This window comes from Granulosicoccus antarcticus IMCC3135 (assembly GCF_002215215.1).
In the GTDB taxonomy this organism is placed as follows: Bacteria; Pseudomonadota; Gammaproteobacteria; order Granulosicoccales; family Granulosicoccaceae; genus Granulosicoccus; species Granulosicoccus antarcticus.
Genome location: NZ_CP018632.1, coordinates 3,564,055 through 3,587,643, shown reverse-complemented (window position 1 = coordinate 3,587,643; position 23,589 = coordinate 3,564,055). Strand labels below are relative to the sequence as shown.

At 51.8% G+C, this 23,589-nt stretch carries 21 protein-coding genes and 1 pseudogene; 8 read left to right on the top strand and 14 right to left on the bottom strand.

Annotation, left to right across the window (positions count from 1 at the left end; all coding sequences use genetic code 11):
* Positions 1–13 precede the first annotated feature (13 nt).
* A complete protein-coding gene (locus IMCC3135_RS15340; RefSeq protein ID WP_088918425.1) occupies positions 14–397 on the top strand; it encodes a nuclear transport factor 2 family protein in 384 nt (127 codons plus the stop codon).
* Here IMCC3135_RS15340 and IMCC3135_RS15335 read toward each other — a convergent pair.
* The 5 genes from IMCC3135_RS15335 to IMCC3135_RS15315 all read right to left on the bottom strand — a co-directional run bounded on the left by IMCC3135_RS15335 (position 394) and on the right by IMCC3135_RS15315 (position 5,662).
* Positions 394–1,434: a betaine/proline/choline family ABC transporter ATP-binding protein gene (locus tag IMCC3135_RS15335; RefSeq protein ID WP_088921871.1), complete on the bottom strand. Its 1,041-nt coding sequence runs from the start codon at positions 1,432–1,434 to the stop codon at positions 394–396. The genes IMCC3135_RS15340 and IMCC3135_RS15335 overlap by 4 nt on opposite strands.
* 5 nt (positions 1,435–1,439) lie before the next feature.
* Positions 1,440–2,468, bottom strand: a complete 1,029-nt coding sequence (locus IMCC3135_RS15330; protein WP_088918424.1) for an ABC transporter permease — start codon at positions 2,466–2,468, stop codon at positions 1,440–1,442.
* Positions 2,469–2,533: 65 nt separating this feature from the next.
* Positions 2,534–3,478 carry an ABC transporter substrate-binding protein gene (locus IMCC3135_RS15325; RefSeq protein WP_236994790.1) on the bottom strand — a complete coding sequence of 315 codons (945 nt, stop codon included), beginning with the start codon at positions 3,476–3,478 and terminating at the stop codon, positions 2,534–2,536.
* Between the two features lie 219 nt (positions 3,479–3,697).
* Complete coding sequence (locus tag IMCC3135_RS15320) at positions 3,698–4,780, bottom strand: mandelate racemase/muconate lactonizing enzyme family protein (RefSeq protein WP_088918422.1); 1,083 nt, start codon at positions 4,778–4,780, stop codon at positions 3,698–3,700.
* Positions 4,781–4,816: 36 nt separating this feature from the next.
* Positions 4,817–5,662 carry a LysR family transcriptional regulator gene (locus IMCC3135_RS15315; RefSeq protein WP_088918421.1) on the bottom strand — a complete coding sequence of 282 codons (846 nt, stop codon included), beginning with the start codon at positions 5,660–5,662 and terminating at the stop codon, positions 4,817–4,819.
* A 160-nt stretch (positions 5,663–5,822) separates the two neighbouring features.
* Between IMCC3135_RS15315 and IMCC3135_RS15310 the strand changes: the two genes are divergently transcribed.
* From IMCC3135_RS15310 to IMCC3135_RS15300, 3 genes are read left to right on the top strand one after another with little or no spacing between them, the layout of a single operon-like run.
* The gene (locus tag IMCC3135_RS15310) at positions 5,823–6,764 is read left to right on the top strand and encodes an NAD(P)-dependent oxidoreductase (protein ID WP_088918420.1); all 942 of its coding nucleotides are present in this window, start codon (positions 5,823–5,825) and stop codon (positions 6,762–6,764) included.
* Positions 6,749–7,522: a class II aldolase/adducin family protein gene (locus tag IMCC3135_RS15305; protein WP_088918419.1), complete on the top strand. Its 774-nt coding sequence runs from the start codon at positions 6,749–6,751 to the stop codon at positions 7,520–7,522. The genes IMCC3135_RS15310 and IMCC3135_RS15305 overlap by 16 nt, the downstream gene beginning before the upstream one ends.
* Before the next feature lie 26 nt (positions 7,523–7,548).
* Entirely contained in the window at positions 7,549–8,475 is a 927-nt protein-coding gene (locus IMCC3135_RS15300) for a 2-hydroxyacid dehydrogenase (protein WP_088918418.1), read from the top strand.
* 156 nt (positions 8,476–8,631) lie between these two features.
* Here the strand turns inward: IMCC3135_RS15300 and IMCC3135_RS15295 are convergent, their stop codons facing one another.
* The 5 genes from IMCC3135_RS15295 to IMCC3135_RS15270 all read right to left on the bottom strand — a co-directional run bounded on the left by IMCC3135_RS15295 (position 8,632) and on the right by IMCC3135_RS15270 (position 13,179).
* Positions 8,632–9,357 carry a helix-turn-helix transcriptional regulator gene (locus IMCC3135_RS15295; RefSeq protein ID WP_205738060.1) on the bottom strand — a complete coding sequence of 242 codons (726 nt, stop codon included), beginning with the start codon at positions 9,355–9,357 and terminating at the stop codon, positions 8,632–8,634.
* The gene (locus IMCC3135_RS15290) at positions 9,336–9,950 is read right to left on the bottom strand and encodes a glutathione S-transferase family protein (protein ID WP_088918417.1); all 615 of its coding nucleotides are present in this window, start codon (positions 9,948–9,950) and stop codon (positions 9,336–9,338) included. The genes IMCC3135_RS15295 and IMCC3135_RS15290 overlap by 22 nt, the downstream gene beginning before the upstream one ends.
* A gap of 118 nt (positions 9,951–10,068) precedes the next feature.
* Entirely contained in the window at positions 10,069–11,349 is a 1,281-nt protein-coding gene (locus tag IMCC3135_RS15285) for a DUF3422 family protein (protein WP_088918416.1), read from the bottom strand.
* Positions 11,350–11,632: 283 nt separating this feature from the next.
* Positions 11,633–12,544, bottom strand: coding sequence for an ornithine carbamoyltransferase (locus IMCC3135_RS15275; RefSeq protein ID WP_088918414.1), 912 nt, complete (start codon positions 12,542–12,544; stop codon positions 11,633–11,635).
* A gap of 41 nt (positions 12,545–12,585) precedes the next feature.
* Entirely contained in the window at positions 12,586–13,179 is a 594-nt protein-coding gene (locus IMCC3135_RS15270; protein ID WP_088918413.1) for a GNAT family N-acetyltransferase, read from the bottom strand.
* 775 nt (positions 13,180–13,954) lie between these two features.
* Between IMCC3135_RS15270 and IMCC3135_RS15260 the strand changes: the two genes are divergently transcribed.
* On the top strand, positions 13,955–14,746 hold the full coding sequence (locus tag IMCC3135_RS15260) for a LysE family translocator (protein WP_088918411.1): 792 nt from the start codon (positions 13,955–13,957) through the stop codon (positions 14,744–14,746).
* Positions 14,747–14,919: 173 nt separating this feature from the next.
* A pseudogene (locus IMCC3135_RS15255) lies at positions 14,920–15,285 on the top strand (LysR family transcriptional regulator); the annotation flags it as partial.
* 119 nt (positions 15,286–15,404) lie between these two features.
* On the opposite strand, the gene speB reads toward IMCC3135_RS15255, so the two are convergent.
* The gene (gene speB, locus IMCC3135_RS15250; RefSeq protein ID WP_088918410.1) at positions 15,405–16,376 is read right to left on the bottom strand and encodes an agmatinase; all 972 of its coding nucleotides are present in this window, start codon (positions 16,374–16,376) and stop codon (positions 15,405–15,407) included.
* Positions 16,377–16,468: 92 nt separating this feature from the next.
* Here speB and IMCC3135_RS15245 point away from each other — a divergent pair, with 92 nt between their 5' ends.
* A complete protein-coding gene (locus IMCC3135_RS15245; RefSeq protein ID WP_088918409.1) occupies positions 16,469–17,404 on the top strand; it encodes a LysR family transcriptional regulator in 936 nt (311 codons plus the stop codon).
* A 182-nt stretch (positions 17,405–17,586) separates the two neighbouring features.
* On the opposite strand, the gene IMCC3135_RS15240 is transcribed toward IMCC3135_RS15245, so the two are convergent.
* Positions 17,587–19,764 (bottom strand): methyl-accepting chemotaxis protein, encoded by a 2,178-nt coding sequence (locus tag IMCC3135_RS15240; RefSeq protein ID WP_088918408.1) that lies wholly within the window; start codon positions 19,762–19,764, stop codon positions 17,587–17,589.
* Positions 19,765–20,301: 537 nt separating this feature from the next.
* Between IMCC3135_RS15240 and IMCC3135_RS15230 the strand changes: the two genes are divergently transcribed.
* A complete protein-coding gene (locus IMCC3135_RS15230; protein WP_088918406.1) occupies positions 20,302–20,769 on the top strand; it encodes an Hsp20/alpha crystallin family protein in 468 nt (155 codons plus the stop codon).
* A 135-nt stretch (positions 20,770–20,904) separates the two neighbouring features.
* On the opposite strand, the gene IMCC3135_RS15225 is transcribed toward IMCC3135_RS15230, so the two are convergent.
* Together IMCC3135_RS15225 and IMCC3135_RS15220 are read right to left on the bottom strand one after the other, a co-directional pair.
* Positions 20,905–21,648 carry an amino acid ABC transporter ATP-binding protein gene (locus tag IMCC3135_RS15225; protein ID WP_088918405.1) on the bottom strand — a complete coding sequence of 248 codons (744 nt, stop codon included), beginning with the start codon at positions 21,646–21,648 and terminating at the stop codon, positions 20,905–20,907.
* A gap of 3 nt (positions 21,649–21,651) precedes the next feature.
* The gene (locus tag IMCC3135_RS15220) at positions 21,652–23,565 is read right to left on the bottom strand and encodes an AMP-binding protein (protein ID WP_088918404.1); all 1,914 of its coding nucleotides are present in this window, start codon (positions 23,563–23,565) and stop codon (positions 21,652–21,654) included.
* Positions 23,566–23,589: the final 24 nt, after the last annotated feature.

Genomic DNA, 23,589 nt, shown 5'->3' with positions numbered 1-23,589 from the left:
CAACGATACTGATATGACAACGCCTGAACAGAACAGAAAGAACGTCATCGCATTCTACGAAATGATGTTCAATGACTGCGAGCCGGCGGAAGCCATAAAGCGCTACGTCGGTGAAGAGTACATTCAGCACAATGTACATGTGACATCTGGCAAGCAGGGGTTCATCGACTATTTCATCCGTATGGCCGATGAATTCCCGGGCAAGCATGTCGACATAAAACGCAGCTTCGTCGATGGAAACCATGTGATCCTGCATTGCCACCAGATCTGGCCTGAAGGACTGGAATATGCCGGTATCGATATATTTCGTGTCGACGATGCCGGCAAGATTGTCGAACACTGGGATGTGCTGCAAGTGATTCCGGCAGAAAGCGCTAACGATAATGGGATGTTCTAGGAATTCGTGCTAGAGCGCCGAGGGACCAGCGCTCTGAGCACATCCGACATTTTGAGCGTGCCTATTCGTGTATGGCCTCTCATCACTGTCAGTGAGGTTTCGGCCTGCCCTTGAGCCACCAGAATGGCCTGTTCCAATGTTGCCTGCTCATCAATCTTCAAGTCTGTGACAGTGGACCTATCTTCATTCATAACCGATCCGACCCGAATAACTCGCGCTCGGTTGATATCACTGACAAAGTCTTCGATGTAGGGATCAGCCGGGCTCAACAAGATGCCCTGTGGCTCACCTTGCTGAACGATCTCGCCATCCTTCAGGATCACCAGATGATCGGCCAGCTTCAATGCCTCATCCAGGTCATGTGTGATGAATATAACCGTCTTTTTCAGATCTTTTTGAAGATCGAGTAATAGATCCTGCATGCTGGACCGGATCAATGGATCGAGAGCTGAATAAGCCTCATCCATCAGCATCAACTCGGAATCAGAGGTCAGCGCACGTGCCAGTCCCACACGCTGTTGCATTCCTCCAGACAACTGATTGGGATAAAGATTCTCAGACCCTTCCAGCCCTACCCGCTTCAACCACTTGCGTGCGACCTTGTCAGTTTCAACAATATCTTCTCCTCGAACGTTACGCGCAAGGCCGGTATTTTGCAGAACGGTTTCGTGCGGTAGCAACGCAAATTTCTGGAACACCATCGACATCTGTGTGCGTCGCAGTGTGCGCAACTCATTCTCATCCAGCTTCAATACATCGTTACCATTGACAAGAATTTCGCCATCGGTAGGATCAATCAGACGATTGAGATGGCGGATCAGAGTGGATTTCCCAGAGCCGGACAATCCCATGACGACAGTGATTTCTCCCTTCATGATCTCGATATTGATATTACGCAGCCCCAAAACCTGCTTATGCTGCGCAAGCATGTCAGATTTACTCATGCCACTCTTGGCTAGAGGCAACATAGCCTCAGCCTCGGTCCCGAAGATCTTGTAGAGGCCTCGGATCGAAATATGGCTGTCAGTCTTATCCATTGCTTTCATGCCTTATGTGACTTGTTGATGCGCTCGAGTGCAGCCTTGCTGACACGATCCAGCATAATGGCGAGTAGCACAATACCCAAGCCTGCCACCAGACCAACGCCAAGCTCCAGCTTGTTGATACCGCGCAAAACCAGAGCACCCAGGCCAGGAGCCGATACCAGCGAGGCGATAACCACCATGGAAAGAGACATCATGATGGTCTGGTTCACCCCTGCCATGATATTGGGCAGTGCCAGTGGAAATTCGACGCGTATCAGTTTTTGCCTGGCGGTCATACCGAAGGCATCTGCCGCCTCCAGTACATCCTTGTCCACCAGGCGGATTCCCAAATTGGTCAAGCGGATGGCGGGGACGATTGCATAGAGAATGATGGCGATACCGTAGAGCTTCGGCTCGGTGACGCTGAACAAAAAAATAAGTGGTATCAGGTAGACAAATGTTGGCAGGGTCTGAAGCATATCGAGTACTGGAATTGCCAGCCTTTCAAGCCGAGAGCTTCTTGACATCATTATCCCGATCGGCACACCAACAAGTACGCAAATAAACGTACACACCAGAATAATCGCCAACGTTTGCAACGCGGGTTCCAGATGATCAATGAAGGCCAGAATGGCGAAGACAAGAGCGGTGAACACCGTGATTCGTACCCGCTTTGCTGCAAGTTGCACTATGACTATAAGCGTCAGAACCAGCAGCCACCATGGCAAGTCATGCACAAGATCAAGTGCACCTTGTAGCGCCCAGCTGAGTGGCTGCGTCAGCGGACCCAACACTGATTTTACCGGGTCTTTGACACTGAGAAAGTAATGCTCGAGCCCCGCGGTAAAGTCGCGAGTTCGAGGAATGACACTGCAGGCGCTGTGCAGTACATCCAACGAGGGAAAGACGATCTGGGAAGCTTCGGAAGCCTCACCCGAATGGGTGCGAGCAAGAAGATCGGCCATCGTCTGAGGACCACCAGTCGTACCTGCATCGCACCAATCGCGCAGACCCATTGAATCAAAAAAATCGCTATATAGTGCCATCGGCCCTGTTCCATGAAGTTGGATAAGTGTTAGCCGCAATCAACGGCATACGGCGTACTCTGAAATTACTGCAAGAGTGCCGAAAGCCTTTCGCGAGCCACTTCGCTCAACCAAGTACTCCAGACGTCCGGATAGTTCGTCAGAAAGTGAACAGCTGTCTCTTCAGAGGAGGCATTGTTGTCCTCTTGCCAGGCAAGAATCTTACTCATCTGCTCGTTAGTGAAGGAGACGTGTGACATCAACTCAGCGATCTCTGGCTGACGCGATTCAAAATCAGTAGTCACAGCCGTGATTACTTCGGCAGGTGGGTAAGACGACTTGCCGGGCGTCGCACATTCCTCCGCTGCATTGCAATCGTGGATGGCCTTATCAAAGGTTCCAAGATCAATTTTGACCATGGGGTATTTCCCCAACACGGAGGTAGGTGCCCAGTAATATCCGAACCAGGGCTCTTTGCTTTCATAGGCAGCAGCAATAGCTGCAGCGAGGGTTTCTCCTGAGCCATGATCAAATACTTCAAGCCCAGCCCCAGCAAGATCATAAGCCTGTGCAAGATGCTCATTTGTGACTTTACAACCCCAGCCATCGGGGCAGTTGTGGAACCGATCTCCCACCAACCCGGGATTGGCAAGAATGCCTTCCATTGTGGCAAGTTCGGGGTGATCATCGATAAGATACTGCGGCACCCACCAGGCATCAACTCCACCTTCGGAAAGCACATGTGTCAGAGTCCTGATCTTGCCAGCTGCTTCCAACTCAGCGTAGGCGGGCACACCGCTCAACCACAGCTCCGTGACGATATCGGGCTCTCCCGTTTCTGCAACAGACGTGATGGCCGTAACAGTGCCTGATGGAACCGTGGTCACGGTACAGTTATAACCCTGCTCCATCAGGAATTTTGAAATAGAAGTGACAACCGCTGCCGACGACCAGTTCATTTCGGTGATGGTGACATTACCGCATTTGGCAAATGCGGGAGATCCCGCCGCTGTCAGAAGTACAGCGGCCAAGATCAGCCTGGGCCTTGAAAATATCATCTAGTTCTCCCGTTACCTGCTCAGTGCGGCTAAGTGAACCGCTTCACCACGCATCCTGCGCTCAATCACTCTTGAAGCTTCTGAGTGTGTGCTGATGGTATAAGAGAGATCTTCTTCAGACTAACGAATATAATCTCTTTCTAATATCGAATATTCCAATGCAGGCACCTGGCCAGAACCTGCCTGTTAATCCTACAGTGCAAATTTGGCAACTGCCGTCTCGTCAAATGTAAAGCCTGAGCCTGGTCTATTGGGAATCAGAATATCGCCGTTCACGATCTCCAGCTCTTCGACAAATAGCGGGGCATACCATGGCATGTGTTCCACCGAGATACAGTTAGCCGCTGAACCTGCAATAGCAAGGCTGTGTTCGGTAAATATATGGGTCGAGATGGGAAGGCTGTACGCCTCGGCAAGCGCTACCACACGACGCATCTCAGTCAGACCGCCTATCCGCTGCAAGTCCGGCATCAACACATCGGCAGCCCCTGCCTCTATGGTGCGTCGGATGCCGTAGCGAGTCCATTCCGTCTCGCCTGATGCGACGTTGATGTCCAGCGCCTCTCTCACCTGTGCCTGCCCGGTCAGATCATGCACATCGACAGGCTCCTCTAGCCAGGACACACCCAGTTCGGCCAGCATCCGCCCTAGTCGAATGGCTTGTTTAGGTTGCAATGCCTGGTTTGCATCGGTAAGCAGCTCAATGCCCGGCCCGACGACCTCGCGCACCGCCCCTACCCGTTCGACATCGATGCAAGGGTCTGCATGACCGACTCTGATTTTCATAGCGCGAAATCCTTGATCGAGAAACGTCTGCGCCTCGATAGCCAGATCATCAATGGACTGGGAAAGCCAAAGCCCACCACTTGCATAGGTGCGAATACGATCTCTGCAAGCACCGAAAATATAATGCAATGGCTGCCCTGCCGCCTTGCCTACCAGATCCCAGCAAGCCGTATCCAATGCAGCCAGGGCTGAAATGGTGACACCTGCATAACCGGTCGGATTGATATCAGACCAGATGGCTGTGTTCATACCTGTCACATAATGAGGATCAATGCCTTCGACACGGTGAGCAAAACCTCTTACCATCTCGTCAAATGCCTTGAGCCGGGTAGCATTGATGGTGAATATATAGCTTTGCCCGACCAGACCAACGTCAGTTTCCAGATCGACCAGAACACAGCCGACCGATTCGATACTGTGAATCGCCGTAGTGATCGGACGGGGCAACGGGACATTGACAAGTCGGGTTCTGAGGCGCGTGATTTTCATGGGGCAACCAGGGTAGTAGAAAGGAGGAGTGAGAGTTCACTCGATGGTGTCACGCACAGCCTTAACGGCTGTCGCGATCAAATCAGGTGAGGCGCTCTCGGTTCGCACAGCAACGAACAATGCTCGCTGTAAAACAGGTGCCTCACTCACAACGAACAGGCGACCGGCCTCGACAAGAGGATCCGCAATCCGTTTGAGAAAATAGCCAGACCCTCCATGTTTGAGAATGTGTTCCAGTGCAATCGACGATTGTCGCAATGTAAGCTTGTGACTGAAAACACCAGGGAAATGTGCGCTGTGCAGTGCACGGAATGAGTCACCCCAGTCCACGAAAACATAGCCAGGCACGATTCCAGATTCAACCTTTCGTTGGGAGGTGGAATACATAACCAGATCCTCCTGCACCAGAAATTCAATGGTGGCCTCGGCGCAAAGCTGAGGGTCGTACAAGATCGCCATATCCAACAGCCCTCCCCGCAGTTTCTGCATCAGCAAATTCGACGGTTCAGCCAGAACACTGGTGGCCACATCTGGCAGAGTGGATTCAAAGCGGGCTAGAAGATCAGTCACCAGCAGTGGCCAATGGTTCTCTTCGATGCCGATACTGATCAGCGTGCTTTGACCTTCTGGCAGGCTGACAACCTGCTGTCCCCGTTCCCAGGCACGTACGACATTGATTGCGCTGCTGTGGAACTGATGCCCTCCTGCTGTCAATACCACCCCATTGCGTTTGCGTTGGAAAAGTTGTTGCCGCAACCGATCCTCGAGCGCCTTGATCCGGGCACTGACCGTGGATTGGGTGACGTTCAGCTTATTGGCGGCCAGTTGAAAACTGCCTGTTGCCGTGACCTCTAAAAATGCGCGAATGTGCTCGATGTTCATGTTGAAGGCCTCTGCATCGGATTATTCGATACTAACTGCTAATTATATTCACTTGTCAAGTCGTGATTGATGCTCCATGCTAGATCCAAGCGTCCGGTATGCGAATTCGGTGACGCCGCGCAACTGTCGCTTTCAAGCGAACCTTTAGGTGGAGATAGCAATGCGGATTACTTTTATCGGCCTCGGAAATATGGGTGGTCCGATGGCCAGGAACATTGCCAGAGCCGGCTATGAGCTGACGGTATACGATCTGGACCCTGACAAGGTGGCGCAGCTCTGTGCGTTGGGCGCACAGCCCGCTATTAGTGCTCTCGATGCAGCAACCGGTGCAGATGTGGTGATGACCTCATTGCCCAACCCAAAAGTCACACAGGCTATGGCGACCGGCCCTCAAGGCATTCTGGCCGTTATGTCAAAGGGCAGTACCTGGATCGAGATGTCTACCAACAACCTGGAGGTGGAGCGTGAGGTACGGGGTGCGGCAACAGTTGCTGGCGTTCATTTTCTTGACGCACCGGTCAGCGGTGGAATCGAAGGAGCAGCCAAGGGGACACTGACAATCATGGTTGGCGGTCAGGCAGAGATATTCGCAAAAAACGAAGCACTTTTGAATATCGTTGGCGAAAATGTTCAGCATATGGGTTCCCATGGTGCAGGCTATGTTGCCAAGATTGCTCAGGTCGTGCTGTGCTACCTGCACTCCGTTGCGCTCTCTGAGGCACTCATGCTCGGTGTCAAAGGTGGCGTGCCGGCTGACAGAATGCTGTCAATCATCCAGAACAGTACCGGCCGATCCTATGTGTCCGACCGCTATGGGCCCGCTATTCTGGACGGAAGTTATGATCCTGGGTTTGCTCTGGGGCTGGCACACAAGGACATGGCGCTGACTCTGGAGTTGGCGAAATCGGTAGAGGCTACCTTGCCGATGTGTACTCAGGTCGAAGCGATTTACGCTCAAGCAGTTCAGAAATTCGGCTTTGATCAAAATCACTTGATGGCCATCAAACTGCTCGAAAATGCCAATTCTATGCCTTTGCGGAATTCTGCCGCAGCGCAATCTCACAATAAAACGACGGAGAAAGAAACATGTCACGTGAACTGAATGCCGATGATTTCTCAGCCGCGGGTGGCCACGCAAACATCTCACAGGAAGAATGGCAGGCACGGATCGACCTGGCCGCCTTGTACCGTCTCGCCAACCTCTACGGCTATGACGATCTGATCTGGAACCACATCACGATGCGGGTTCCCGGAACCGATCATCAGTTCCTGCTGAACCGCTTCGGACTTCTCTACAACGAGGTAACCGCCTCGAATCTGATCAAGATCGATGAGACTGGCAATGTTCTTCATGGCCCCAGTGATGTCAATACTGCAGGCTTCGTCATCCATTCAGCCATCCATAATGCGCACCACGACATGAAGGTGGTTTTCCACTCACACGCACCAGCAGGTCTGGCGATCACAGCCCTCAAGGATGGACTCGACTTCCTTACACAGGACTCCTCCATGCTCTATGGCGATATTGGTTATCACGATTGGGAAGGGCTTTCACTGACTCTGGATGAGCGTGATCGCTTAGCTCAGAACATCAAGGGCAAAAAATGTCTGATCATGCGCAATCACGGCTTTCTGGCTGTCGGCGAAACAGCGGGAGAAGCGTTCATGAATCTGCATTACACCATACGAGCCTGTCGCGTAATGGTGGATGCTTTGTCCACAGGGCTACCTCTGGATAAGAGCACTGAAGGGATCTGGAATTTGGCGCATCGTCAATACGCCGATTTCCCACTGGGCAAATACGAATGGCCTGCCCTGTTGCGTCAAGTTGAAAAAGCTGATCCTTCATACAAGTTCTAACCACTTTTTCGGAGCTGTTCCTGCCCATGACACTTCTGCTCAACAACAACGGCTATGACAATGACGGCTGGCAGGCTGAACTGGAACGGCAATGGCCCGAGGTCACAGTTCGCCGGCATGGAGATGTATTTGATCCGACTGAAATCACTTATGCATTAGTGTGGAACCACCCTCCCGGAGACCTGCAACGCTATTCTGGTCTCAAGGCAATCTTTTCACTGGGTGCAGGAGCAGAACATCTGATTGCCGACTCCTCTCTTCCCGAGGTGCCGGTGGTCCTGCTTGCCGATCCGGCAGTGGCCAGAGACATGGCCGCCCATGCACTCTACTGGGTATTGGAGCGGCACCGGCGATATGCCGATTACCGGGCACAACAATCCGAGAAGCATTGGCACAGATTTGCTATTCCACCAGGCTGTGAATTTCGAGTGGGCGTCCTGGGGTTGGGTCGTATCGGCTTGGAAGTTGCCACTCGAATTCGCAGTTTTGACTATGCGGTTAGTGGCTGGGATGCTGGAGAACGAAGTATCGATGGAATAGAAACTACATCAGGTGCCAATCGGCTAGGCAGTTTCCTGGAGAATCAGGATTTGGTGATAAATTGCCTGCCACTGACCCACGGTACCAGACATCTTTTAGGACAAGATGCCTTTGATGCGATGAAACCCGGTGCATTTTTTGTCAACATCAGTCGCGGCGCCGTCGTTGACAATGCGGCTTTACTAGTAGCACTGAACAAGTGTCATCTGTCGGGCGCTGCTCTGGACGCCTTCGCGATCGAACCGCTACCGATGGGTGATCCCTTCTGGAGCCATCCCCTCGTGCATGTCACACCGCACATGTCGGGTGCCACGTTTGCAGCATCCGCAGTTGCGCTCATCATCGAGAATATCCGTAAACTGGAAAGCGGCGCATTGCCCACGCCTCTGCTCAACCGGGCATCGGGCTACTGAGGCACGAGGTAGCTGGAAATCACTCAAGTCTTGAGATGAAATATCGAATCTTTTGCGCAGTCTGTTGTCATCCCTGTGCTGTAGTATCACTGTCAAAGTCGTCGCTCGATAAATTCCAATCTGCGCCTGTAGGCTCTAAAGTGCAAACTAGGACTTTCAGCCCTTCATCAGCTCCTTCATCGCCTTAGCCAACATCGGCACCCTTTTCGGATGAAAACTCTCATTCGATATCTCGACGTGCTGAAGCCTGTCCAGCCTGAAAACACGAGTCTCTTTTCGCAGGCAACAATGGGCTACCAACACCAGCGCCTCATCCATATACACGATGGAAAGCGGATAGATCCGACGACTGGAAGTAGCACCCTTGGCATCGATGTAGGATATATCGATTGCTCTTTCCAGCCATGCAGCTTCTCTGAGCTGGCTTACATCGACAGTGATGACCGGCCGGGCACTGAATCGCTTTGCGTGCAGCACCGAATGTTTCAGGTAGCCCTTCAAACGCGGTGGAAGTGATGCATGCAGTTTTGCCAACGCATGTTCCGCTGCTTTGGCCAAAGCGGGATCTGCAACGGCCTGCACTTCTCGAAGCCCCAGCACCAGAGCTTCGATTTCTTCCCTTTTAAAAACCTGCGGGGGCATCGCCGGATCTTCAATCAGGGTAAAACCATAGCCCGCCTCCCCTTCAATGACAGCGCCTGAGGCACGAAGCGTTTGTATATCCCTGTAGATCGTTCGCTCAGACACTGCCATCGCGGCTGCCAGAGTGTCAGCCGTCACAGGAGGCGTATGCAGGCGGATTTCTTGTAGTAACTGCTGCAGCCGGATGGCCTTGCTCATTGAATCTTCGAACTCGGTTATCAGGAATCGGTATTCGTCCATGCGTCAAGAGCCTGCACCTGCTTGAGCCATCGTTGCAGATTCTTCAACTCTTTCACTGGAAGACAGGCGCGATCCTGATCGGCCAGCGGTGCGCTGATTGCAAAGTCTGCCAATGAGAGACCAGACTCGCAGATCCACTCACAATTGGCAAGATGCTCGTCCAGGATTCCTGCGGCACTGCCTAGCAGACTCTCCCCTCGAGTCACAGCCTCTGGATCGGACGGTCCGATGCCTATCATTGTTTTTATGGAGTTCTCCCAGTTGAGTATGGAAACTCCGGGCATGAAGTCTTGAGCGCACCAGAAGAGCCAGCGATTGACATCTGCTCGAGCCTTGGGATCGACGGGATACACGGTTTGCCCAAGCGTGATGTCTGCCAGGTACTGCATGATGGCGTAAGACTCCCAGAGCACGAATCCTTCATCTTCCAATACCGGTATTCGCTGATTCGGATTAAGCTTCAGAAACTCTGGCGCATTCTGCTCAGCCTTGGCCAGATCAACCAGCACGAGATCAAGCTTGATGCCAAGGTGCTCAGCTGTCATAAGGACCCGCCGAGCATTGGTGGACATGGGATGATGATAAAGGCGCATGTTGTGGCTCTGGTATCTGTGGATAGGAGCAATCAGTGTAGATCCACCTACTGACAGAAACTGTCAGTAGAAAAAAACCGCCGCCGACAAAGCCGAGCACGCATAAACACGAGTCCTATTAATCAAAGTGCTTGTGAATTCTCTTTAGCATCCACCAGACACCCAGTAGAACCAGCGGAGTTGCCGTGGCTGCCATGACTGTTTTTGATATGCCGTAGTACTTTTCCAGTGGCCCCAAGGCATAGAGCACTATATTGATTGCGTAGTAGCTGATAGCCACCACCGATAGTCCTTCAACAGTACGTTGTAACCGCAGCTGCAATGCCGCCCGCATGTCCATCGATGTCAGCAGTTCCTGATTCTGTGCAGAGCGTTCCACATCGACTCTGGTACGCAATAGATCGCTGGCACGTTGTGCACGATCTGACATGTGCGACAGCCTTTCTTGAGTTGATTTTACCGTTCGCATGGCAGGATCGAATCGGCGCATCATGAACTCACCAAAGGTCTGGAGTTCCTGAAATCGTTGTTCACGCAGAATATTGATGCGCTGATTCACGATGGTTTTATAGGCCTCAGTCGCGCCAAATCGGAAAGATGACTGGGCAACGATATTTTCCAACTCTGCTGACACTTCCAACAATGACTGAAGCATCACATCAGGCTTGTTAATGGTGCCAATCATGTCTGATAGCAGAGAGGTCAGAGTTTTATCAATGCCTTCCATTTGCGGGCTGAGGACTCTGGCTTGGTGCAGGCCTATCATTGACATCGCCTTGTACGTCTCAATTTCACACAGCCGCTGCATGACTCTTCCGATCCGCTGCTCCCCCACTCCGGGTCGAACGAACAATGCAAACCGCATATGCCCTGAATGATCGATACGAAAATCCCCAGCCATCACCAAGCCATCATTCAATACCCGGCTGATGGCGAGACTTTCAGGCACAAACCAGTCGTTAGCCTTTTCGAAGATGCCTTCGTCACCCTCAGCCACCTCCACTCTTATCAAAGCAGATGTAATGCGCGTGCCTGGCGATTCAGCCAGCCATTGCTTGGGAAAGACAGAGAAGGTTTGTGCATCGAAGGGCGTTTCCGCAACACCTAAACCAAATATCGTGTAAGTCACGAACTCAGTGTGGCTTTCCCATTTCAATGAATGCCTGCCAATAGTGCCTGAGTAATGTGTTGCTCCCGGTTGTGGATGCTGCGCACCAAAACGATCCAGTAAAGAGATCAAATGAACTCGATCTGCCTCCCTGTCGCGCCCCGCTGCATTCGCTGCCGGCTTGATAGCCAGGTAGGCGGCCCGACTGGGTGCTGCAACAACGGGAAAGGGCCGCGCATGCAGCTCGTTCGTCATGGCGTAGCGCAAGGGGTGATCAGCGATAGAGGTCATGGCGGTACTTTGCAAGATGTGATTGAAAGTGAAAGAGGCGACTAATTGTTTACTGACCTGAGTAGGCGTATCGCCGAGGCGTGAATATGGTACCTCGAATTCTGATCTACTGTTATTTTGGTCGCGCGGGGTAAAAACAGGGTAGCGTTATCGATGAAGGCAGCACCGACGTGCCTGACAACGCCGACGACGATACGAACGATGAACCGCTGACGATCAACACCCAGAACTATGAGCATGTTCCCAAGGATGTGATCAGTGTTCTGAACCTGGGCGCGATTGTTCATGAAGAGTCTTTATCACGACCTGAGCCAAGTTGTTGGGTTCGTCTGGTTGCCTTTTCGACAAACGCATTTTGCGTATGCATCAGAAATGCCTTGGCCGGTGTGGCAAGGCATTTTTCATGCTTCATTGCACCGATCGACACTTCCTCACCGCGCGTCACTGGCGGACACGGTATGAACATAACGTCAGCGCGGCAGCGATCCAGCGTGATTGAATCGATACGCAGGGAGCCGAGTATCTCTTTCTCCTCGTTACTTGCATTGTTTGGCCAGCAATCGGTGACGACTATATCCGCCTCTTCAATGACACGCAGATCATTGGTCGTGCTGGATCGTGATCCAAACTCATCTTTTGAAAGCGCAAGATGTGGTGGTGCTACCTGCACGACCTCAATCGGAAGTACGGCAGCTGCTTCAACCCAGGAACGCGCTATGTTCCCTGCAGGGCCCACCATAGCGACTTTGAGCTCGTCCCACGACCCTCGTACCGAGAGCACGTAACCAAGGTCACCCAGCACTTCACACGGATGGTTGTCATGGGTACGCAGGTTCATGACAGGAGCAACGAGTGACCCAGAAAACTCACGAAGCTGGGAAAGCTGTGGTGTACGCACTGCCAATAGATCAAACCAGTTGTCCATATACCCGGCCAGATCTTCGACAGATTCTGCGCCTTGCAATTTGGCCGTCACGGTCACGCATGTACCGCCCATTGTGGCGACGCCTAAAGCCAGTGCAGTCGGATTGCGCCACCCGGGAAGTTCAGCAATCAGACCGATACGGGTACCCGTGAGTGTTTGAGGCATAGTGCGATTGTCCCAATGTTCAGACAATTCGATTGCACGCACTGCAAGCTGTTCAACCGTGGGCAAATCCAGATCAGAGATCGAGAGCAGGTCAATCTGTTTCAATTTTGTATCCCCTTACAAAGCTTGTTGATCCAGCATACCTTCTATGGATCGCTGCTCTGCAACGAATAGATCATGGTTGTCGAAGCACCAAATCCTAACAGCCATCTCAGGAACTCAAATCGTTCTGTCTTCGTAGCAACGAATCCCAGACGTTCGTACAATCGTCGGGCTGCAGGATTGGTGTCGATCACATCCAGTCTGATCGTCGAGTATCCTCGCTCTATCGCCAGCTTGATCAAACTGGAAAACAGTTGCGTTCCAATCCCTTGGCCACGACACGATGCATCGACGACAATACCGTCCATCAGAAGCTCCCCTTTGCGCGACTCTCGGTCGTATACGCTGAATACGAGAGCTGCTCGGTTCCCGCCAAGAAACCCAAAATCCGACAACAACGATCGATACCCGATACCACTTGTCAGTGATCCATCAGGGGTCGGAAAACCTGCCAGCCCCACCAGCTCACCGTTCGTGATGGCAGCAATTGAGTGTTCTAGCACGAACCCTTTAGCGAGCATATCGATACGCTGCTTTTCGTCGGGCACCGCCAGCGCTAACTTGCTACCGAAGGCGACGTCATACAGTTGAGCGGCACGATACCTGACGAACTCTGGCGTTCCTACTGATATCTGCACTGCATGTCTCTCCTCCTCACCCCGCAAATTGAATCACCGTCGTTCCTATTGAGTTCTTTAGACAGCCTATCAAGCCCTTCTCTGTTTAAATGCCGACATCCCTGATGCCAGCAGAGTATCAAAAACAGTTCTCCAAGTAGTGAGTTTATCATCGGGAACTATGGCTATGCGATGAATCAGAGTTCCAAACCATGTCAGCTTCAGCATGACCATGCGATCGATTTTGGGTTTGCCCGTGCTCTGATCAGGGAGTGTTACGCGGTTATCAGAGTCAGCAGACACTCTGATTGGCACGTCCCGAACCAAGGCGAGTGGTCGCACAAGTTCTACCATATTTGCCGCACCACTCGAGATTGCATCACGTATGGCTGCGCTGCTACAAACCCTCCAGTAACCGCCAGTGGGTTCAGAGAAATACAGAGGTCGAAACTCCCATCCTTGAGGATTGAATCATGAGGTAAAAATACCGCCCTCCGCCAAAGTTTAGGGCATAGCCGACACTCAAAAATGGAATCATGCTTAAGCTTACTCTGACATTTAAGAACAGAAACGATATAAGTTTTTCAGAACACGCAACTGGGCACGGTGAATCATTCTTGAAGTCGATTCTCCAGAAATTTTGACAGCCCATAGAGATTATCGTTATTCGCGTGCAGTGCATGAAACTGATCATAAAAGCTCGTTTGATATTTTGTGATCGTTCTATCCAAAACTTGACGAATAAATAGTGTACGAACTTTACAGCCCACACTTGATGTATTGATGGAAGCATGAGATGGATATTTCGTTAATTGCAGGCTTTGCCGTAATGGCTTTTTTGATTGAAATCAGCCCGGGGCCGAATTTTTTCCTCATCATCCGTAGCGTCCCAACTTTTGGAAAGATTGGCGCGCTGGCAAATTTTTCTGGATTTGGGTTCTCTTACATGATGCATGGTGCACTGGCTATTTTTGGCATGTCCGCATTGCTTGCTGCTGAACCGTTGCTGTTGGCCGTTATCAAAATAGCGGGGGCCGGGTACTTGCTTTATTTGGGTATCAAATCAGTTGTCCCCATCCGCAAACAAAAAGCGAGTTCGGACTTCATTACAGCGACCGTTGATATTCTATTGACGCCAGTTACCTTTTCGTCACCTGTAAGAAACAACTGGGCGCCTGTACAAACCAATGCCCTGTTTTCATGTGGCTTCAATGGTTTCAGTTCAGACTCAGAAATAGACATCCTGCTTGATAGTACAGATGAGCAGACATGCAGTAATGAGTTATTCAATTGCTTCAGAGACGGGCTGTTTATCAGTGCTCTTAACCCAAAAATCACGTTGTTCTATTTAGCGGTCTTTCCGCAATTTATCCAGGGGTCAAACAATACTGTTACCTCTTCCTTTCTCCTGGTGTTAACACACATTTTGATCTGTGGGCTATGGGTTTTGGTTATAGCGCAAACGGTGGAATATGTATTGAAGAAGACAGGTAGTCAGCACTTGGTCGAAAAGCTAACTCGCTTCAGTGGGATAGCATTCATTGGCATGGCGATCACATTTTTCAGTAGCGCGATACAAGCAGTCTAACGATGCTATCTCAACAGTGCAGATCCCACCGCCCATAATGACTCAGAACTGTTTGTAGCATTTCATCCAGAATGCGTTACCGCGCTCAGGGCGTAGCGTGTACTTCGACCACCACCGGGTAGTTTGTACAAACAGCCTTTGCCAACAAGAACTGCCAGCTCTCGAGTCGAGGTGGCTTTGCCGAGTCCACGCGAAACCGAGGTGTGTCTGCCTCAACACTGAGCCGTTCATTAACCCGGCTGGAGCAGCAACTAGGCGTCTTCCTGCTGCGCCGAACCACGCGACTTGTCGAAATCACACCTGAAGGTTCCACTGTTCTGGCCGCCGCACGCGACATTCTGGATCGGGCCGGATGCCTGCAAGAGATCACGACCACCGGGCAAGCCCCTGACGGACCTCTGCGCGTGAATGCCCCTGTTCCCTTCGCCCTTCACGTACTCGCCCCACGACTCGCTGAATTCCGAGCGGAGTCGCAGAAGATATTGCAGCAGGCCGCCTGGTCGAGCTGTTTCCAGGACAGCTGGATTCCGAGCCGCTAGAGATCTCAGCACTCTATCTGACGCGCATTTCAGGGTTGCGGCGGCTGGGGGTGTTTCTCGACTGGTTGGGTACACTGATTCGGTGAAGCAAGGTCGACACAAAAGCAAGTTGCCCAGGCTCAAGTCTGCTTCTCGTGCATGATTCTGCCAATCAGGTTCATCAGCACCTGCGCCGCCAACGTTGTCGTGGTGCCAGAGTGGTCGTAATCCGGTGCCACTTCGACCAGGTCTACACCAACTACGGTCCCTCTTTTACATAGGCCTGCGAGAAGTTCTAGCACCTCGTAATAGATGAAACCGCCGTGTGAAGGCGTGCCTGTTCCAGGTGCAATGGAAGGATCGAAGCCATCGATATCAATCGTGATGTAGTAACGGACACCGACTGGAATTTGTTCCAATACCGCACTGACCCCAAGTGCTCGAATTTGCCGAACTGACAGGATATTTGAGCCCATGGATCTAGCGGCCTCATAACCGTCTTTGGCTGTAGAAGAAACGTTTCGAATACCGAGCTGAGTCAGACCAGTAACATAGGGCTTTTCTGCTGCTCGACGCATCGGGTTGCCATGCCCATAACGTACCCCGTGGCGTTCATCTACAAAATCCAGGTGCGCATCAAACTGGACCAGATGTATGGGGCCGTTAACAGTGCAGTCTTTCTCAAACGCATTGATGCAAGGAATATTGACTGAATGATCACCACCCAATACGACAGGCAAGGCTCCGGCTGCGAGAATCTTTTCCACGCCGTAGGCAATGTTTGCGTGTGATTGCTGTGTGTCCGTATGTACGATATCGGCATCTCCCAGATCAACGATTCGAACCTTGTCGGCTGGCAGATAAGTGACGTCATCTTCATGATCGTAGGCGCCACCGTGACCAAATGAGAACAGCGTTGAGGCCTCGCGAATACCCCGTGGGCCAAAGCGTGCTCCAGCGCGCCATTGAGTACCAAAATCGAACGGAGCCCCAAGAATGGCGACATCAGCATCGATGTTGTCCCAGTCCGCCAGATAAGGCGACTTGCCAAACGTACTGATACCCACAAAGGGAAGATTCAGTCGCCCACTGTCGTAAGAGTTCGTTGTCATTTGTTCATCTCTCCATTTCCGACAAGCATATTCAGTATTTCAGGCTATAAAAATATCTGATTTTTGATGTTTACTTGTGTAATTCTCAATGTATGTACAAATCGAATTACAACCACCGTCAGCATCACTTGGTGCTCAACGACATTGATCTGCGCTTGCTTAAGGTGTTCACCGAAATCGTGCGCTGCAATGGTTTCTCAGCGGCACAAGCAAGCCTCGGTATGAGTCAGTCGACTATCTCGACTCATATGCGTCATCTGGAAGAACGACTGGCTCTGCGATTGTGCGAACGCGGCCGTAGTGGTTTCCAACTGACCCTTGAAGGTAGTCGCGTGCATTCAGCGGTACTCGACCTCTTCGGCTCGATAGAGCGCTTTCAGGGCGAGGTTGGCGATGTGCAAGGCGAACTCAACGGACAACTGGCTTTCGGTACTGTCGATGCCATGGTGACCAACAGCAGCCTCAATCTGCACGAAGCTTTTCGCACATTGGCGATACGTGCACCCAAAGTCGAGCCAGATTTCGATATAGCAGCACCACAAGTTCTATTACAGGGCGTACTGGGTGGCCGCTACCATTTGGTACTACTGCCAGAACAGCAGCATTTTTCAAGTTCGAATGCGATCACCATTTTTTCGGAAACCCAGCATCTTTACTGTGGCAAGGACCACCCCTTGTTCAAGGTGGCCAACAGGAAAATCAACGCAACACTACTTGCACAACACGCTTTCGCCGGAAGAAGCTATATGCAACGCCTCCCCATTTGCGGAGTCAATTTCGAATGGCGCGCAGTCACTGCACACATGGAAGGCACTCTCATTTTGTTGAACTCGGGCTGTTACATTGGTTTTCTACCAAGTCACTACGCAGCTGAGGGCCTGCAGTCAGGCCGATTGCGCGCATTGGCACCTTCGCGTATTACGTTTGCCAATCCATTTCAGATAATCTTCAGTGGAGACCGGCCTTCGCGTGCAGCTCGGTTGTTAGCCGATGCCATCATTGAGCAGACTGCGGATTGCAAAGCCTGATTTTCTGCGCTTATTCCATCGATCGCGCACCTTCCTCAGTGTCTACTATCTCGAATGGTTGAGATGTTGGACAGTGCAAGAGTGTTTGCACCGCTGGTGGTCCGACCCCAAAGCAATGGTGGTATATTTGTGAGAATGTTTTTCGCTGTTAGCAGCGATCAAAAACGCGCAGCACTGGGCCTCTAATCGATATTGAACTTTGCCACCAGAGCGTGCATGGAGCCAGCCATGTTCTTCAGTTTCAAAGCAGATTCTTGTGCATGGGCGGTCTCCGCCAAGGTGTGCTCTGAGCTGGCGGAGACCTTGGCAATGTTCTCGATGATGCCTGAGGTGCGAGTATCGGTTTCCACGGCGGATTGACTGATACCGTCCGTTGCCAGTTTTTGTTCCTGGATGCCGGTGGCAATCTGCCCCTGCAGATTGCTGATGTTGACGATAAATTCGCTGATTTCATTGATAGCCGAAACCGCGCCATCGCTGTCCTGCTGAATTGCATTGATCCTGCTTCTGATCTCATCGGTTGCCTTGGCGGTCTCCTTCGCCAGCTCCTTCACCTCATTTGCCACCACGGCAAAGCCTTTACCGGCATCACCTGCACGGGCGGCCTCAATGGTGGCGTTGAGCGCCAACAGATTGGTTTGTTCGGCAATCGAGGTAATCACCTTGATCATTGCTCCGATACTGATGGACGACTCGCTTAAGCGCCGCATCAGCTTATCCGCTGATTTGGCAATTTCCACCGCATCTCCTGCCACCACGCTAGCCTGCTCCGAATTCCTGGCAATCTCGCGAATGGATACGTTCATCTCGGTCACGGCCACAGAGACAGTGCTGACGTTATTACTGATATCGGCTGAGGCAGCCGACACATCATCAATCTGCTGAGCACTCTCTCTGGCGAGCCCATGCATTTTCTGGTTCAGAGCTTCGAAATCCCCTGAAAACTCGTTCAAATCATAGGCATTGACCGATATTTGTCGAATATTTCCTGCCAGAGATGTGAAAAAACGATCAAGAGCAGAGCCAATCTGACCAATGGCATCATTGCCACCCGTCGCCACTCTTTTGGTCAGATCCCCGTCAAGGGCCGCAGCCACCACGCGCAGCAAATCGTCGGCGCCAGCTCGAAGCTGCTCAGCCTGCATGCGCTCACGAGCATTAGCCTCCTGTATCTGTGCCTCTTTCGCTTTGCGTTGAGTCATGTCGACCCACTCGAAGACCAGGCCGATATGCTGATTGTTTTCGTCAAACACAGGGCTGATGATCTGTTGCAGATGAAATTCCCCCAGCTGGCGCTCAAACGTTTTTATCTGACGTAAAGCGAGCAGCTCTGCGGGCGCCATATCATTCAGCAACATCCCCAAATTCAAATGCTCATAATCCAGTGAGCCTGCACGCAGCGTTATTTGCGGTAGATGTTTCGTAACACCTTCCAGCAAAGCCTTCATTGAATGATTGACGAAAATGGCATCACCCACCTCATCCGTCACTATAAGATTGGTATTGGCACTGCTCAAGGCATGCCGGATTCGTTCATTATTGACACCCAGCTGACTGGCCTTCTCCAGCCGCCGTTTCTCCTGTAACTGTTCCTTGAATCGTTCGACAGCCAGAGCCATGACGCCCAACTCATCGCGATTCCTGGTGCCAGTGACGCGAACGTCATACTCACCGTTTGCCAGACAACCGATGATCCTTGAAAGCTTGCGTACAGGAACCGCGATGGCGCGTCCGAACAACCACCCAGCCAGCAGTGATGCCAAAAAGGCGAACCCGGACACCGCTACGACGATGTTCAGAGAATCTTGTTTTGCAGCAGTGGCTACCTCATCCATTCGCTTCAGATAGTCGATGAAATATTTTTCAAGCGCAACAATTCTGAACTTCATCTCGTCAAAGGCAGGATAACTGCTGATCAGCAAATTGGTCGAGATGTAAGGATTGGAATCGATGACCTCAGCAGTCCTGAGGAATACCGTCTTGTATTCATCAAACGATGTCCGGATGGCGACAACCAACTCTGCGCTACCACCATCAACGCCAGCTTCCAGAGCAGACAGCATCTGATTGGAAAGCTCAAGGTTCGCCACAAGCCCGGGCACACCACCTAACGCCTCATCGATTTCATTGCCCGTCTGAATCCAGCTACTGAACCGACCCAGTAACGCCTGCGTGGTTTCAACCTGCACTGATAGCTCATGCAACTCTGCATTGATGGATCGGACAAGCTTGTCCTCAGCCCTTCGCTCTTCCGCCGACTGGTAACTGGCATAGAAAACGAAAACCACCAATGCAATCAGTAAACTTGAGAACAGTGGAGCCAGCAAGGCCTTTAGAGTTATCGGTACGTGCTTTAACATTAAGCGCTGTATTTGAGTGAATAGACGACTATTACTAAAACTCACCGCCAGGGCATCTTGCAACCACACCTGATAGCAACAAGGGTGAGCCCTTTGTAACCATAGCGTCTGGCCGAATATTTCATTGACTCGACGCAGGTTATTTGTGATTCAGAACAAGGTCCGGGAGCCGAGTAACGCAAGATCTTGTGTTACAGACCGGTAACCGTATTTACCTCCATGCGACTTGAGGCAATGCACCAGCATCGACAGGCTCTTGACTCATGACTTTACTCGCAAGCCGCCACGTGACGCGGCCGGTGGCGACCAAGCTGAGTTGCAGTTCGTCACAATCTGCCAAGGGACATCTATCAACTGTAAGGTTATTACCCTTGCATTGAACAGGTTTGAAACACAAGAATCTAACATGCAGGCCCTATATTTCACTGGCGATAGACTTATTCTGAACTACACGGGCACTGCCTGAGTAAATGGCATTGTCGCCGGTCGTCCACTGATCTAGAAATAGTCAACGTTAAACTGACTCTGGAGCATGACATGCAGATACGAAAATATACTTCCAACATTTCAGAAAGTTCTCATCAAGACGATGACCTGATGGGTCATCTTCGCGCAGAGATCAACAAGGTATTTGACAACAGTGCAGGTTCGCAACTGACATCCACCTCCAGTATGTCCTTCGACAAAGGCCAGTCTCTACACCTGAGTTTCACGGAGACCGATGATGCCATCACGGTAGAAGCCGAACTACCAGGATACAAACCGGGTGATGTTGATGTCTCTTTCCAGAACCAGTCAATGATCATCGAAACCAGAGAACGGGAGCTGCAGAGCAAGAGTTACTATCTGGGCGAGTACTCTCAGCCCGGTTGCCGTTGGATTATTCCTCTGCAAAGCGGGGTCAGGGAAAATACCGTCAAGATGCAGTTTTCTAATGAAATTCTGGTCGTCTCTGTCTCGAAGAGAATGGCGGCCAGCGGATTTAAAGCATTCGAGCTAGCATGATTCGTTGATAGTGTCGCGTACGGACAGCTTTTATCGTACTGCCGGGCGAGCGATGACTTTCTATATCACCCGACAGTACGATGATGAGCGCGCTTTCAACACAACCATGAACCCGCCTGCAACCTGATACCTGCCTCAGGCCTTCAACACCTGATCCAGAAATTTTCGAGTTCTTTCCTGCTGCGGATCGGAGAAAAACGCTTCAGGCTCATTCTCTTCCACAATCTCCCCGGCATCCATGAAAATGACACGGTCAGATACTTTTCTGGCAAAGCCCATTTCATGCGTCACGCAAATCATGGTCATGCCCTCTTGCGCCAGGGTGATCATGACATCCAGCACTTCACCAATCATCTCGGGGTCAAGTGCAGATGTAGGCTCATCGAACAGCATGATTTCCGGGCGCATGCACAAGGCACGTGCAATCGCCACACGCTGCTGCTGTCCACCGGAGAGTTGCCCGGGGAATTTATTGGCCTGATTACCTATATGAACCTTGTTCAGATACTGCATGGCCTGAGCCTCTGCATCCGCCTGGTGCACCTTGCGGGCCTTGATCGGCGCCAGGGTGCAGTTCTCCAGAATGGTCATATGCGGGAACAGATTGAAGTGCTGGAAGACCATACCCACATCTCGGCGCATCAGCTCGATATTGGGTAAATCAGCACTCATACGATTGCCATTGATCTTTATCTCACCCGACTGATGCTCTTCCAGCTGGTTGATAGTGCGGATCATTGTCGACTTGCCTGACCCCGAGGGACCGCAGACGACAATCTTTTCACCGCGCTTGACTTCAAGATTGATGTGCTTCAATGCATGGAAATCGTCATAGTATTTATTGACGTCCTGCATCTGCACCGCTGGCTGCTCAGTCATGACCTACCCTCGTTTTAGAATTCCTTTGCGTACCAGAGCTTCTGTAATTTCTGCCAGACTCTCCGGGTCATCGATGGCAGCCGGCAACTTCCAATCGACGCCGTCACCTATTTTCTGAATCGTGCCTCGAAGCACCTTGCCAGAGCGGGTTTTTGGCAAACGCGGCACTTCGATGGCAATCTTGAAAGCGGCGACCGGGCCGATGGCTTCACGTACTCGCTGCACCAGTTCGGCCTGCAATAGCTCAGGGTCTTTATCGACACCATCGTTGGTGACGTAGAAGCCGACCGGCAACTGTCTTTTCAAGGGATCCGCCAGCCCGACAACCGCAGATTCTGCAATATCAGGATGGCCGCCTATGACCTCTTCCATGGCTCCGGTTGACAGTCGGTGGCCTGCCACATTGATGATGTCATCAGTACGCGACATGATGAAGACATAGCCCTCCTCATCGATCATCCCGGCATCGGCTGTTGCATAGTAGCCGGGGTACTCACTCAGGTAGGCATCGTGAAACCGTTCTTCGGCATTCCACAGCGTCGGGAATCCGGATGGTGGCAACGGCAATTTACAGACGATGTTACCCAGCTCACCCGCAGGCAAGGAATGACCTTCATCGTCGAGCACCTGGATGTCATATCCTGGCATGGGCACCCCGGGGGAACCTGGCTTCACAGGCAGCAAGCCGAGGCCAACCGGGTTACCCGACATTGGCCATCCTGTTTCTGTTTGCCACCAGTGATCCACCACCGGGCGTTGCAGTTTTTCTTGCGCCCATTCAATGGTTGCAACGTCTGAACGCTCACCCGCCAGAAAAAGCGTACGAAAAGCACTCAGATCGTATTGCTTGATAAATTCGCCTTGCGGATCAACCTTCTTGATAGAGCGCAAAGCCGTCGGTGCCGCGAACAGTGCCGCAACTTTATGATCCTGAATAACCCGCCAGAACGCACCGGCATCGGGTGTGCCAACAGGTTTGCCTTCGTAGACCACCGTCGTGTTGCCGTTCAGTAGCGGGCCGTAACAGATGAACGAATGTCCGACCACCCAACCCACATCCGAGGCTGCCCAGAACACATCACCAGGCTTCATACCGTAATGATTTTCCAGCGCCCAGCGCAGCGCAACCATATGCCCGCCATTGTCACGCACCACCCCTTTGGGTTGCCCTGTGGTACCGGAGGTGTACAGAATATAAAGAGGATCGGTTGCCGCAACCGGCACACACTCACTGACCCGTCCTGAAGCCATGGCGGCACCCACCAGCTCTGCGTAGTCAGCATCGCGCCCGGCGAGTAACTCACAAGACAGCTGCTCGCGTTGCAATATCAGGCAGCCATCGGGCTTGTGTGACGATAATTTGATCGCCTCATCAAGCAGTGGTTTGTAGGCCACCAGACGTCCCGGCTCAATACCGCAAGAGGCAGAAATCACATACTTGGCAGTGGCATCCTCGATGCGAGTTGCCAGCTCCGGCGCTGCAAATCCGCCAAACACAACCGAATGTACGGCTCCGATACGGGCGCAAGCGAGCATGGCGATGATGGCTTCGGCCACCATGGGCATGTAGATAATGACCCGATCACCTCTGCTGACGCCCGCATCGAGCATGACCGAGGCCAGTGCACCGACTTCCACCAGCAATTGCTGATAGGTGTATTTCCTGACCTGTCCGGTAACCGGACTGTCGTATATCAATGCCAGTCGCTCACCGTTGCCGGCCTCGACATGCCGATCGACACAGTTTGCACAGGTATTGCATAGAGCTCCGTCGAACCAGCGACCATAGGCTCCCGACTCAGCATTGAATACCTGTGTTGCCGGACGTATCCAGTCAATATTCTCAGCAGCCTTTTCCCAGAATGCCGAAGGATCTTGCTGCCACTGCTCGTAGACTGCCTTGTAGTTGCTTGTCATTTCTTGCTCAACAGGTGTAGTTGA

What these genes read in the sequence shown, in the direction of transcription:
- IMCC3135_RS15340 (WP_088918425.1), top strand. Translation starts at nt 14, where the DNA reads ATGACAACGCCTGAACAGAACAGAAAGAACGTCATCGCATTCTACGAA.
- IMCC3135_RS15335 (WP_088921871.1), bottom strand. Translation starts at nt 1,434, where the DNA reads ATGGATAAGACTGACAGCCATATTTCGATCCGAGGCCTCTACAAGATC.
- IMCC3135_RS15330 (WP_088918424.1), bottom strand. Translation starts at nt 2,468, where the DNA reads ATGGCACTATATAGCGATTTTTTTGATTCAATGGGTCTGCGCGATTGG.
- IMCC3135_RS15320 (WP_088918422.1), bottom strand. Translation starts at nt 4,780, where the DNA reads ATGAAAATCACGCGCCTCAGAACCCGACTTGTCAATGTCCCGTTGCCC.
- IMCC3135_RS15315 (WP_088918421.1), bottom strand. Translation starts at nt 5,662, where the DNA reads ATGAACATCGAGCACATTCGCGCATTTTTAGAGGTCACGGCAACAGGC.
- IMCC3135_RS15310 (WP_088918420.1), top strand. Translation starts at nt 5,823, where the DNA reads ATGCGGATTACTTTTATCGGCCTCGGAAATATGGGTGGTCCGATGGCC.
- IMCC3135_RS15305 (WP_088918419.1), top strand. Translation starts at nt 6,749, where the DNA reads ATGTCACGTGAACTGAATGCCGATGATTTCTCAGCCGCGGGTGGCCAC.
- IMCC3135_RS15300 (WP_088918418.1), top strand. Translation starts at nt 7,549, where the DNA reads ATGACACTTCTGCTCAACAACAACGGCTATGACAATGACGGCTGGCAG.
- IMCC3135_RS15295 (WP_205738060.1), bottom strand. Translation starts at nt 9,357, where the DNA reads ATGGACGAATACCGATTCCTGATAACCGAGTTCGAAGATTCAATGAGC.
- IMCC3135_RS15290 (WP_088918417.1), bottom strand. Translation starts at nt 9,950, where the DNA reads ATGCGCCTTTATCATCATCCCATGTCCACCAATGCTCGGCGGGTCCTT.
- IMCC3135_RS15285 (WP_088918416.1), bottom strand. Translation starts at nt 11,349, where the DNA reads ATGACCTCTATCGCTGATCACCCCTTGCGCTACGCCATGACGAACGAG.
- IMCC3135_RS15260 (WP_088918411.1), top strand. Translation starts at nt 13,955, where the DNA reads ATGGATATTTCGTTAATTGCAGGCTTTGCCGTAATGGCTTTTTTGATT.
- speB (WP_088918410.1), bottom strand. Translation starts at nt 16,376, where the DNA reads ATGACAACGAACTCTTACGACAGTGGGCGACTGAATCTTCCCTTTGTG.
- IMCC3135_RS15245 (WP_088918409.1), top strand. Translation starts at nt 16,469, where the DNA reads ATGTACAAATCGAATTACAACCACCGTCAGCATCACTTGGTGCTCAAC.
- IMCC3135_RS15240 (WP_088918408.1), bottom strand. Translation starts at nt 19,764, where the DNA reads ATGTTAAAGCACGTACCGATAACTCTAAAGGCCTTGCTGGCTCCACTG.
- IMCC3135_RS15230 (WP_088918406.1), top strand. Translation starts at nt 20,302, where the DNA reads ATGCAGATACGAAAATATACTTCCAACATTTCAGAAAGTTCTCATCAA.
- IMCC3135_RS15225 (WP_088918405.1), bottom strand. Translation starts at nt 21,648, where the DNA reads ATGACTGAGCAGCCAGCGGTGCAGATGCAGGACGTCAATAAATACTAT.
- IMCC3135_RS15220 (WP_088918404.1), bottom strand. Translation starts at nt 23,565, where the DNA reads ATGACAAGCAACTACAAGGCAGTCTACGAGCAGTGGCAGCAAGATCCT.